This window comes from Rhodopseudomonas sp. BAL398, assembly GCF_033001325.1.
In the GTDB taxonomy this organism is placed as follows: Bacteria; Pseudomonadota; Alphaproteobacteria; order Rhizobiales; family Xanthobacteraceae; genus JARJEH01.
Window position 1 is genome coordinate 1,630,165 of record NZ_CP133111.1, and the last position, 12,325, is coordinate 1,642,489.

Below are 12,325 nucleotides of genomic sequence, written 5' to 3' on the forward strand. Positions count from 1 at the left end.
CATGTCAGACCCCGCTCACAAGCTGCCCGCCCCCGACCTGCAAGACCCCTATGAGGCGGCCTGCGACCAGGCCATCGCGATGTGCAATGGCAGCATGCGCGGCGCCATCAAGGTGCTGATCATGGCGAATGAATATCTCGAGGCCGAATTGCTGGAGGCGCAGACGGCGGCGTCGAAGGGGTTCGGGCGCGGCCGGCATGCCGCGGAACCGGCAACCGTCGCCGTCGATTCCGTGCCACCCAACCGCGTCGACTGGTACGACTAAGTCGATGGCAGACGTCACCTATTATGTCGCCCTGCCATTCGTCGCCAGCGATGACGGCATGGCACCGGGGGAGCCGACCGAATGCGTCAATCCGACCGCGGCGATCCGCTGTGCCGAAGCGCTGTCACGCGTAGCGGGACATGTCGGCGCCGTGGCTTTCAGCCGAACCGGCGATCCCGACATCGGCGAGTTCCGCGACGCCACCGTGTTGCGCAGATTCGGCGAGGTCCCGGACGATCTCAACGGGCTATGAGCTAACCACCGCCGCGCGCCGACCGATCAGCGCGGAAGTCATCCGATCTGGAAGTCACGTCAGTCTGCCACGTTGACGTTGGCGCGCTGCCTTTGGCATAACCCAACAGGCGCGCATTTCGCGGGGGCACGATGGCGACCGGGGCATCATGAAAAACGGGCTGTATTCGATCCATGTCGATTTGCTCGACGGGCGGTCGGGCAAGGGTAGCGGCGTGGCGATTTTCCGGGATGGCAAGATCCTGGGCGGCGACGCCTATCTGTTCTACACCGGCAGCTACGTCGTCACCGGCAACGCCTTCAAGGGCGAGGTGCTGGTCAGCCAGCACACGCCCAGCCCCAACGCCAATCCGCTGTTTGGGGGTCAGAAAAATCCGGTCGGCATCGGCGTCTCCGGCACCTCCACCGACACCGCGGCGGTGATGAGCGGAACTGCGCTGGTCGGCAAGGCCAGCCTGATTTTCAAGGCGACACTGCGCAAACTGGCCGACACTGATTAGCGCACCAGCCCGCTGATCGGCGCCTGTAGCTGTGAAAAGCCGCGACGCGCCGCTCAGGCGGCGCGCACCGTATCGAGGAATTTTCCGACTTCGAGCTTGAGCCGGTTGCTGTCGCGCGACAGCGACTGCGCCGCCGATAGCACCTGCGACGAAGCCGAGCCGGTGTCGGAGGCGCCCTGCTGGACGTCGGTGATGTTGGCGCTGACCTGCGTGGTGCCCTGCGCGGCGAGCTGAACGTTGCGGGCGATCTCCTGGGTCGCGGCGCCCTGCTCTTCCACCGCCGAGGCAATGGTCGAGGCGATCTCCGACATCCGCCCGATCGTGTCGCTGATCTCCTTGATCGCCGCCACCGAATCCTGCGTCGCCGCCTGGATGCCGGTGATCTGCTGGCCGATCTCGCCGGTGGCCTTGGCGGTCTGTTCGGCCAGGGCCTTGACTTCCGAGGCCACCACCGCAAAGCCGCGGCCGGCCTCGCCGGCCCGCGCGGCTTCGATCGTGGCGTTGAGCGCCAGCAGATTGGTCTGGCCGGCGATGGTGTTGATCAGTTCGACGACGTCGCCGATCCGCGCCGCGGCCTTGGACAATTCGCCGACCCGATCGTTGGTCTTGCGGGCCTGATCGACCGCGTCATTGGCGATCCGCGCCGAATCCTGCACCTGGCGGCTGATCTCATTGACCGACGACGCCATCTCCTCGGTGGCCGAGGCCACCGATTGCACATTGGTCGAGGCTTCCTCCGACGCCGCCGCCACCGCAATCGCCAGATGCTGCGAGCGCTCGGCAGTGGTGGTCAGCGAATTGGCGGAGGCTTCCAGCTCGGTCGAGGACGACGACACGGTGTCGACGATCTCGCCGATCGCGCCTTCGAATTCGTCGGCGAGACGGTTGGTATCGGCCTTGCGCTGCGCCAAGGCGCGGGCTTCATGCTCGCTCTGTTCGGCCTCCAGCTGCCGGCGCGCGACCGCGTTGATCTTGAACACCTCGACCGCCTCGGCCATCTGGCCGATCTCGTCGCTGCGGCCCATGCCGGGCACGGTGATGTCGATCCGCCCGCCGGCGAGATCCTTCATCGCGCCGGTCATGGCGACGATCGGCCCGGTGATCCGCCGCGCCATCACAACCGACGCAAGCAGCGTGATCAGCAGCACGATCGCGGAAGCGATCAGCGAGCGCTGGGTCGCGGCCCAGGTCTGGGCCTCGAGATCGTCGATATAGACGCCGGTGCCGACGATCCAGCCCCAGGGCGCGAAGCCCGCGACATAGCTCAGTTTCGGCGCCGGGCGATCGCTGCCCGGCTTGGCCCAGAAATAATCGACATAGCCGCTGCCATTGCGGCGCACCGTGTCGGCGATCTCGACAAAGAGCAGCTTGCCATTGGTGTCCTTGCTGGCGGATTGATCGGTGCCGTTGAGCTTCGGCGCGATCGGATGCATCACCATCCGGCTCTGCATGTCGGTGACGAAGAAGTAATCATTATTGCCGTAGCGCAACGCGGCAAGCTTGCTGGCCGCGCGCTTCTGCGCCTCGGCCGCCGTCACGCCGTCGCCCTCGCTGGCGTGCTCCTGCTTGAGGATGGACAACGCCAATTCGGTCATATGCTTCAGCTCGATCTCTTTCTGCTGCTTGAGACCAGAGGCCATTTCGCGGGAATCCAGCAATGTCAGGCCGAGTAGCCCGATCGCGGCAAGACCGATCAGCGCGTAGATCTTTCGACCGATGGTCATCTTGACCAATGACATTTCCAGCATCCCCCGAAGCGACCGAACCAATGACACACCCGGCATGACCAAAGCGCAGCCCGCGCATCCCGGTTCATTGCCGAGCATGGTTGCCAAGTCGGCAGCATCGCAGACAAGACTTTGCTAAGTATTAATCCGAAGTTCCCGTAAAACTACGAGGCTACTTCAAATTCGCATCGATCCGGCATCAAGATACCGACCGCTGGACGAATTTGCGATGAGCAGCGGCATCGAACTCGGCATCGAGCTTAGCATCGCGCCACACTCATGCGTCATCGCCCGGCTTGACCGGGCGACCCAGTATCCCAGAGCGCCGCCAATCAGCAACTAACCATTAAGCGCTCTGCCATACTGGGTCCTCCGCTGTCGCGGAGGATGACGGGTGATGATGAGGAAGCGCCGCGCCCTGCTCCGCCTCGGCGGCACATTCGCGCGGGCGTCGCACGGCGACAGCGCAGCCTGCGGCGACAGCAGAGCGCAAGTGCTGCGATGATTTGTCGCCGGACCAAAGTCGGAGGCGTGCGATCGGCGTTGCGCGATGGTCAGCCGGTGGCGGCGGCCGGCGCGGGCTCGGCCAAATCGCGCGGCGCAATCCGCGGCAGGATGATCTGAATGCGGGTGCCGCCGCCCGGCTCGGAATCGAGATCGAGCCGCCCGCCCAGCCGGTTGGTGACGATGCTGTAGACGATGTGCAGGCCAAGGCCGGTTCCGCCCTGGTCGCGCCGGGTGGTGAAAAACGGATCGAAGGCGCGGCGCCGAACGTCGAGGCTCATGCCGCAGCCGTCGTCGGAATACAGGATCTCGACATTGTCCTTGCCGGATTCCCGCACCTGAATATCGACCGTGCCGGCGCCGCCGCCCGGAAATGCGTGCGCCACCGAATTGAGGAACAGGTTGGTCAACACCTGCCCGTAGGGGCCCGGATAGGAGTTCATCATCAGCCCCGGCTGGCAGGCGACATTGAGCGTCAGGTTCTGCTTGCGCAGGCCGGGCCGCAGACTCATCACCACCTGCTCGGTGAGATCGCCGAGATCGAAGACCCGCTGGTCCGAATAGTTGCGATCGGCCGCGACCTGCTTGAACGACTGGATCAGCTCGGCGGCGCGGTTGAGATTGGCGACCAGCTGTGCCGCGGCGTCGCGGCTGCTCGCCAGGAACTCGGTCAGGCTCGACCGCTTCAGATCGCCGCGCGCGACCTCGGCGGCGAACATCGCGGTCTTGCGTTCCAGCGCCGACGCCACGGTGAGGCCGATCCCGACCGGATTATTGACCTCATGGGCGACGCCGGCGACCAGCCGGCCGAGCGCCGCGAGCTTTTCGGCCTCGATCAGCGATTGCTGGGTCTCCTTGAGATTGCGCAGCGCCGCCTCGGCGGCGTCCTTGGCCTTGCGCATCTCCAATTCGCCGCGCTTGCGATCGCCGATGTCCAGCGCCACCGTGACGATCCGCTCGATCTCGCCATCGGCGCCGCGCAGCGGCAATTTGTTGACCAGCCAATGCCGCATCACGCCGGCGAAATCCGGATACTCCTCTTCGTAGAACCCGAGATCCTTGCCCGCCGCCAACACCCGCTTGTCATTCTCGTCGGTCTTCCACGCGCCGTAACGCGCCATCAATTCGCTGGTGGTCTGCCCGATCGCATCGCGCGGCGCGATCCCGAAGATGCCCGCCATGTAGCGATTCATCAGGACGTAGCGCAGATCCCTGTCCTTGACATTGATCACCGCCGGGACGGTATCGATCACCTGCTGCAACAGCCGGCGGCCTTCGGCGACGGCGTGCTCGGCGCGCTTCTGATCGGTGATGTCGCGCACCGCCCCCTCATAGCGCACCACCTGACCGGATTCGTCGCGGACCGCGGTGGCGCTGTCGGACAACCACAGCACGTCGCCGTTGCGCTTGCGCGCCTGATATTCGAATTCGCGGACCATGCCGTCGCGCTCCATCAGCACGCGATAGATGGCGCGCGCATCGGGATCGGTATAGATCGAGCGCGAAATCTCGCCGATCTGCCGGATCAGATCCTCCGGCGTCTCGTATCCCATCATCCGCGCCAGCGCCGGATTGGCGTTGAGCAGCGCGCCGGCCGGCGTCGTCACATAGATTCCGTCGATCGAGCCTTCGAACAGCTTGCGGTAGCTCTCCTCGGCCAGCCGCTGTTCGGCCAGCGCGTGCACCGCGGCCTCGCGTGCGGCGTCGGCATCGGCCAAGGTGCGGCGGAACACCTCGGCGGCGCGGGCGATATCGCCGATTTCGTTTCTGACCTCGGTGGCCGGGATCGCGGTGTGCTGCTCACCGGCGGCCAGCGCGCGGATCGCCGTGGCGATCTTGGCCAGCGGTCCGACGGTGCGGCGGACCACGAACCCCGCCGCCAGCAGCCCGACCAGCACGCCCGCAATGCCGAGCACGATGCTCTGCCACTTGTCCTCGGCCAGCGTGCGCGCCAGATCGCGCGACAGTACGCGGCCGCAGCGGGCGGCGACATCGCGCAGCAATTCGGTGACGCGCCCGATCAGCCGTCCCTCGGTGCCGAGCACCTCCTTGTCCAACTCGGCGATCTCGCGCTCGGTCGCCGCCGACGCGCCGACCGCGTCGGCATAGTCGCGCACGGTCGCCGCGGCGGCGGGGTCGCCGGTCGGCAGATCGCGCAACCGCCGCGCCGATTGTTCGGCACCGGCGAGGTCGCGCGCCAGCAAGGCGGCGGTGATCCGGCCTTGCTCGCGGTACAGCGCGTCGGCCAGGCTGCGATCGGACAGGCCGGCAAGGCTGGCGTCGAATCTGTCGCGCAGCGGCGGCAGGGCGGCGAGCAGTTCGGCGCGGCGCGGGATCAGCGCGGTGATCCGCGCCAGCCCGTCGCGGTAGTTCCGCAGCCGCGCGGTGACGCCGTCGATCATGTCGATCTGGTCGGGCGCCAGTTCGAGGCGGGTCTTTTTCAACAGCGCGCTGAGCGCCGAGGCCGCCTCGAACACCCGTCCCGGCTGGGTGCCGGGATCGGTCACGACCTGACGGGCGGCGAAGCGCAGATCGCTCATCCGCCGTTCGATTTCCTCGGCGAGGTCGCCGACGCTTTGCAGCCGCTGCAATTCGCCAAAAGTGTTGTCGATATGCCGGATCGCCACCACGCTGCCGACGCTGGTCAGGGTGATGATCGCCAGCAACAGCAGAAAACTGCCGAATGTGAGCTGCCCGATCGAAAGCGTCTTCGCCTTCAAACGCTGACGCAACGCTGCGAATGCGGCTGGCATGGGGGCGGCCCGGCTCCTGTCCCCGGCAATATATATGCACTTTCGCAGCCGAGGAAACATGCTTGGCGGGGCGCGGCAGCAGCGCCGGCGGCGACGCCTCGGCCGCCGTGTCCCGGGCGCGATGCGGCGTGCAACACCGCTTCGCAGAACCGGGACCCCGCTTCTTGGGCAGATCACCGGGGCCCCGGATCAGCAGCGCACCCCGCCGCCAAAGCGGCGCGTTGCGCAGCATCCGGGGAACGGCGATCGGGGTTCGTCGCGCAAGAGAATTTGCCGCGTCATGCGTGGGCCTGCCCCGCCTGCGGGGGGCCGGACGCCTCTTGTCTGATAACCGGCAAGCGAGGCGCGCCCCCCCCCCCCGCCAGACATCACCTCTTGGCGGTCTAGGCAATCCGACCGCGGTCAAAACCGCCGACCGATGAGATGGTGGCGGGGAGCGACAAGGAGGCAATCCTGGGGGTGGGGAATATCAAGAGGGTAGCGGAGAGAATGAAATGACTCTGGCACCGATCGGCCCTGTGAATCATTTCTTAAAAACTCGCGACAATGCGAGAAAATTGGTATGTTATCTTCATTCGAAGTGCGAAGACGAAACGCAAAACAAATTTCATTCGAAAAGAAGCATCAAACCGGAGAAATTTACGGCGCGGCCAATCGAAGCTTACTTGTAACTTTACTACCCGTCCGCAACCGAAGTTCGCTATCGGAGATATCAAAAGGACCGCGCCGACCAGAGGGCCTCGCAAGTAAATTCTTGCAGATCAAAACGAGCTTTTGATCGAGCAGTTCAGATTGATCGTCATCATTGGAAAGCGGCATTGAAGGACTATGATTGGACATTGCATATCCTCCCAATAATTTCGAATCGAACCCTACACTCGCCAGCATTTTTTAACCATAGAACGATTGCATCAGATGGTAAAAAATTCGTTGACCAAGCCAAAAAGACCAACGGGAACAACAATCCCCATAAATGACCCCGAACTCGTTTTTGGGATCGTCGGGCCGATCGGCGTCGATATGGACGCAGTTGTGGAAGCCTTATGTGAATCCCTGAGGGCAGTAAATTATTCCCCCGAACCAATCCATCTTACGGACCTCATTCGCGACAAACGCATCAAGGTCAAACTCGATTTTTCCACTTATTTCCTGCGGTACAAGTCGCTCATCAAATACGCAAATGCCTACAGAAAGTTAGCCAAAAATGCTGCAGCATTGGCGGGAATAGCAATAGTACAGATTCGCGCGCTGCGTGCCGGCAAGAGCAAATCAGAAATGTCACCCGCCCGCGGGACTGCTTACGTCATAAGACAATTCAAACGACCGGAAGAGATCGATATGATGCGCCGTGTATACGGGCGTAAATTCATTCAGGTCTCGGTCTACGGAAGTGCCCCAGAACGACGACAAGTACTAATGGATAAGATCAGGAGATTCGATCCATCCCCGAAAACGGACGCCAAGTGTGAGGCTCAGGCCATTGAGTTGATTGATACTGACCACAATGAAAGTGAAGATGTGCATGGTCAGCGAGTATCCGACGTATTCCATCTTGGCGATGTATTTGTAAATGGAATTGACAAATCCAAAGCCAAACAAACTATCGACAGGTTCGTTCGAGCATTTTTCGGCGACACAAAATCCTCACCCAGCAAGGATGAGTACGGCCTCTATATCGCCTCGGCTGCAGCGCTTCGATCGGCGGACCTCTCTCGCCAGGTCGGCGCTGCGATCTTTAGCTCGACTGGCGAGATTGTTACATTGGGATGCAACGAAGTACCAAAATCTGACGGCGGAACATATTGGACCGACGACAAGCTCCCCATTTTTCGCGATGTTGACATTGGCTCTGACGCCAATCACGACCGAAAGAACGAAATTTTCTACGACCTCGTCGACCGATTGAACAAGGGGCATTTCCTTTCGAAGTCTTTGACGAGCCTTAAATCGCCACAGAAGCAATTGGACGCCTTACTAACTAGCTCAAAAATAAGAGACGCTCAGATGATGGACATCATAGAATTTGGACGGATGATCCACGCTGAGATGTCCGCAATCTCGGACGCTGCTCGACTTGGAAGGCCAACCAAAGGTGCTACATTGTTTTGCACGACTTTTCCTTGCCACCTCTGCGCGAAACACATTGTGGCTGCGGGAATCAATCGCGTTGTATTTCTTGAGCCTTATCCAAAAAGCTACTCTCAAAAACTGCACGGCGACTCCATCACCTTCGAGACCCACATTCCGGATAAAGTCTATTTTCAACCCTTTATCGGAATTTCTCCACGCCGGTATCGCGACATATTCGAGAAAAGAAAACGTAAAGATGAAAACGGAAAAGCAAGGGAGTGGTACGAGGGCAAGCCCGTGCCTCTCCTTGAAGACAGGAGCGCTGCCTATATCGAAAACGAAGAGCCATCAGCATATGTTGCGTTGAGGTTTTTGCGCCAGCGTCGCCCGAGCCTAAAGACAGCTAAGCAGAATTCGGCGGCCTGATCCCAACGAAACCCCTTATTGACTCTTCCGTTTTATAGATTATATTCCTATCCATCTCGTTCGCGAGGGGCGCTTCTAGAGGCGTCTTGAGGTGGGACGGGACAGCGGCGTCCTGCGCGTCGTGGCTCGCAACCACGGCCCCGGGAGGTCTTGGGTCCCCGTCCGAGCCCACTACGAGGCTCCGCGACTTGTTAGTTCGCTGGACGCGGGACAGGCGAACGGCGGGAAACCGTCGGGATCGGCGGGTCAAAGGGCTCGCGCCTGTCCCCGGAAGCACGGGCCTGAGGCCTAAAATCGCCGCGGTGGCGCGCCGAAAGGCGATGCGCGGTCGGGCTGTCGCCGTCGCATGGCGATCAGCGGATCGCGAGCCAACCACCCCCGCGCCTGTCGGCGCGCCTCCGCCCCTCATCGGGTTTGAGCGGCGGGAGTTTGCACTGCTCGGGCGCGATGGCGTCGCGAGGCTGCGCTGGCTGTTTGAAAATTGAAATCCGACATCGCGTGTCCCGGGCGCGATGCGGCGTGCAACGCCGCTTCGCAGAACCGGGACCCCGCTTCTTGAGCAGATCAGCGGGGCCCCGGATCAGCAGCGCACCACGCCGCCAGAGCGGCGCGTTGCGCAGCATCCGGGGAACGCAAGACTTCAAGGCAACGCTTTACAGCGCGTACAGCGCGATGCCACGCCCTCGCCTTACGTCTTCTTCTTCACATCCTTGATGTGGGCGAACACGATGCCGTCGGCGCGTTCCTTGGTGTAGCCGAGATAGAATTCGTTCTTGGCCAGGAACACCGGATCGCCGTCGACGTCGTCGGCGACGCCGGAGCCGTTGGCGGCGATGAAGGCGTCGAGCTGTTTCGGATTGTCCGACGAGATCCAGCGCGCCAGCGAGAATTCCGAGACTTCGAAATCCACCGGCAGCTGATATTCGGCCTCGAGCCGCGCCTTGAGCACATCGAGCTGCAGCGAGCCGACCACGCCGACCAGCGACGGCGCGCCGTCGCGCGGGCGGAACACCTGCACGACGCCCTCCTCCGACATCTGCTGCAGCGCCTCCTTCAGCTTCTTGGCCTTCATCGCGTCCTTGAGCCGAACCCGGCGAACGATTTCCGGCGCGAAGCTCGGCACGCCCATGAAGGTCAGGTCCTCGCCCTCGGTCAGCGTGTCGCCGATCCGCAGCGTGCCGTGATTGGGAATGCCGACGACGTCGCCGGCGAAGGCCTCGTCCGCCAGCGCGCGATCCTGGGCGAAGAAGAATTGCGGGCTGGTCAGGCTCATATTCTTGCCGGTGCGCACCAACTTGGCCTTCATGCCGCGGGTCAGCTTGCCCGAGCACAGCCTTGCAAAGGCGATGCGATCGCGGTGGTTGGGATCCATATTGGCCTGGATCTTGAACACGAAGGCGCTCATGCCCGGATCCGAGGCCTCAACCTTGCGCAGATTGCTCTCCTGCGCGCGCGGCGGCGGTGCGAATTTGCCGAGGCCTTCGAGCAGATCGCCGACGCCGAAATTGCGCAGCGCCGAGCCGAAATAGACCGGGGTTAGATGGCCCTCGCGGAAGGATTCCAGATCGAACGGCTTGCTGGCTTCCTTGACCAGCTCCAGTTCCTCGGTGATCTCGGCGACGTCGAGATTGGGGTTGCGGCCGGCCAGATGGGCGACGTCGATATTCTCGGCCGCCCCGGTCTTGGCGCCGCCGCCTTCCAGCAGCCGGATGCCGCCGGTGGCCAGCTCATAGGTGCCCATGAAATCGCGGCCGCGCCCGACCGGCCAGGTCATCGGCGTGGTGTCGAGCGCCAGGGTCTTTTCGATCTCGTCCAACAGATCGAAGGTGTCGCGGCTCTCGCGGTCCATCTTGTTGATGAAGGTGATGATCGGAATGTCGCGCAGCCGGCAGACCTCGATCAGCTTCAGCGTCCGGGCCTCGATGCCCTTGGCGGCGTCGATCACCATCACGGCGGAATCCACCGCGGTCAGTGTGCGGTAGGTGTCTTCCGAGAAGTCCTCATGGCCCGGCGTGTCGAGCAGGTTGAACACCAGACCCTGGAATTCGAAGGTCATCACCGAGGTCACCACCGAGATGCCGCGGTCGCGTTCGATCTTCATCCAGTCGGAGCGCGTATTGCGGCGTTCGCCCTTGGCCTTGACCTGGCCGGCCAGATTGATCGCGCCGCCGAACAGCAGCAGCTTTTCGGTCAGCGTGGTCTTGCCGGCGTCGGGATGCGAAATGATCGCAAAGGTGCGGCGGCGCGCCACCTCGACGGCGAGCGCGGCGCGCGCCGACGATGGCTGTTCGGTGGGGAGTGCAATGTCGGACATAGCGAGCCTGTGGCAGGGAAAGCCGGCGCAATCAAGGGGGTTATCGGCGCCGGCGAGCTTTAGCCGCAATTGCACGGCACAGCGGCTGAGACTCATATAGAGCTGCAAGGACACGTTCCAAGCATTTGAAATCCCGCTTGGATTGCAGTCAAATCCGGAGGCAGGCGATGGCCTGGTTGTTGCTGTTGGTGGCGGGCTTGTTGGAAGTCGGCTGGGCCGTCGGGCTGAAATACACCGAAGGTTTTACCCGGCTGTGGCCCTCGGTGCTGACGCTGGCGAGCATGACCGGCAGCGTGGGGCTGCTCGCGCTGGCGCTGAAGACGCTGCCGATGGGCACCGCCTATGCGGTGTGGACCGGAATCGGTGCGGTCGGCACCGCGATCCTCGGCATCATCCTGCTCGGCGAACCCTCCGGCGCGATGCGGCTGGCCTGTATCGGGTTGATCGTCGCCGGCATCGTCGGGCTGAAGCTGGCGAGCTGAACCCTCCCGTCGTACTCTAGAACGTCAGCAGCCCCGCAGCCCAATAGGCCAGCGCCGCGACGCTGGCGGCGGCCGGAATGGTGATCACCCAGGCATAGACGATCGAGCTGGCCACGTTCCAGTTCACCGCCGACATCCGCCGCGCGGCGCCGACGCCGACGATGGCGCCGGTGATGGTATGGGTGGTGGAGACCGGCACGCCCAGATAGGTCGCCATGAACAGCGTCGCGGCGCCGCCGGTCTCGGCGCAAAATCCCTGCATCGGGGTCAGCTTGGTAATCCGCAGCCCCATGGTCCGCACGATCCGCCAGCCGCCCATCAGCGTGCCCAGCGCCATCGCCGACTGGCAAGCCAGCACCACCCAGAACGGCACCGAGAATTCGCTGCCCAGATAGCCCTGCGAATACAGCAGCACCGCGATGATCCCCATCGTTTTCTGGGCGTCATTGCCGCCATGGCCGAGCGAATACAGCGAGGCCGAGACAAATTGCAGGATCCGGAACGCGCGATCGACCGCGAAGGGTGTCGAGCGCACCGCGGCCCAGGACACGATCGCCACCAGCACCAGAGCCAGCAGGAACCCGACCACCGGCGACAGCACGATCGCCAGCAGCGCCTTCGACAACCCACTCCACACCGCCGCCGAGAGCCCGGCCTTGGCCAGGCCGGCGCCGAGCAGGCCGCCGATCAGCGCATGCGAGGAACTCGACGGAATCCCCAGCGCCCAGGTGACGATATTCCAGACGATCGCCCCCATCAGGGCGGCGAAGATCACCTGGGCATCGATAATGTTCGGATCGATGATCCCGGTGCCGATGGTGTTGGCGACGTGCAGCCCGAACACCATGAACGCCACGAAATTGAAGAACGCCGCCCACAGCACGGCATATTGCGGCCGCAGCACCCGGGTCGAGACGATGGTGGCGATCGAATTTGCCGCGTCGTGCAACCCGTTGAGGAAATCGAACAGCAACCCGATTGCGATGAGACCGATCAGGACCGGCAGACCTAGCGTGGCGTCCACTGCGGCCC

9 protein-coding genes are annotated in these 12,325 nt (G+C 63.0%); 5 read left to right on the forward strand and 4 right to left on the reverse strand.

Going from position 1 to position 12,325, the window contains the following annotated elements; all coding sequences use genetic code 11:
* Position 1 precedes the first annotated feature (1 nt).
* From RBJ75_RS07835 to RBJ75_RS07845, 3 genes are all read left to right on the forward strand, one after another.
* Complete coding sequence (locus RBJ75_RS07835; protein WP_044416937.1) at positions 2-265, forward strand: hypothetical protein; 264 nt, start codon at positions 2-4, stop codon at positions 263-265.
* Positions 266-269: 4 nt separating this feature from the next.
* On the forward strand, positions 270-518 hold the full coding sequence (locus RBJ75_RS07840; protein WP_044416939.1) for a hypothetical protein: 249 nt from the start codon (positions 270-272) through the stop codon (positions 516-518).
* A 148-nt stretch (positions 519-666) separates the two neighbouring features.
* Entirely contained in the window at positions 667-1,017 is a 351-nt protein-coding gene (locus RBJ75_RS07845) for a GrlR family regulatory protein (protein ID WP_044416941.1), read from the forward strand.
* Between the two features lie 53 nt (positions 1,018-1,070).
* Here the strand turns inward: RBJ75_RS07845 and RBJ75_RS07850 are convergent, their stop codons facing one another.
* The gene (locus RBJ75_RS07850; protein WP_411194497.1) at positions 1,071-2,756 is read right to left on the reverse strand and encodes a methyl-accepting chemotaxis protein; all 1,686 of its coding nucleotides are present in this window, start codon (positions 2,754-2,756) and stop codon (positions 1,071-1,073) included.
* Positions 2,757-3,298: 542 nt separating this feature from the next.
* The gene (locus tag RBJ75_RS07855) at positions 3,299-6,001 is read right to left on the reverse strand and encodes a PAS domain S-box protein (RefSeq protein ID WP_044417420.1); all 2,703 of its coding nucleotides are present in this window, start codon (positions 5,999-6,001) and stop codon (positions 3,299-3,301) included.
* Between the two features lie 930 nt (positions 6,002-6,931).
* Between RBJ75_RS07855 and RBJ75_RS07860 the strand changes: the two genes are divergently transcribed.
* Positions 6,932-8,497, forward strand: coding sequence for an anti-phage dCTP deaminase (locus RBJ75_RS07860; protein WP_234707480.1), 1,566 nt, complete (start codon positions 6,932-6,934; stop codon positions 8,495-8,497).
* Positions 8,498-9,185: 688 nt separating this feature from the next.
* Here the strand turns inward: RBJ75_RS07860 and RBJ75_RS07865 are convergent.
* Positions 9,186-10,811 (reverse strand): peptide chain release factor 3, encoded by a 1,626-nt coding sequence (locus tag RBJ75_RS07865; protein ID WP_044412392.1) that lies wholly within the window; start codon positions 10,809-10,811, stop codon positions 9,186-9,188.
* Between the two features lie 167 nt (positions 10,812-10,978).
* Here RBJ75_RS07865 and sugE point away from each other — a divergent pair, with 167 nt between their 5' ends.
* Positions 10,979-11,293, forward strand: a complete 315-nt coding sequence (gene sugE, locus RBJ75_RS07870) for a quaternary ammonium compound efflux SMR transporter SugE (RefSeq protein WP_044412394.1) — start codon at positions 10,979-10,981, stop codon at positions 11,291-11,293.
* A 16-nt stretch (positions 11,294-11,309) separates the two neighbouring features.
* Here the strand turns inward: sugE and RBJ75_RS07875 are convergent, their stop codons facing one another.
* Positions 11,310-12,317, reverse strand: coding sequence for an inorganic phosphate transporter (locus RBJ75_RS07875; protein ID WP_044412397.1), 1,008 nt, complete (start codon positions 12,315-12,317; stop codon positions 11,310-11,312).
* Between the last annotated feature and the right edge of the window lie 8 nt (positions 12,318-12,325).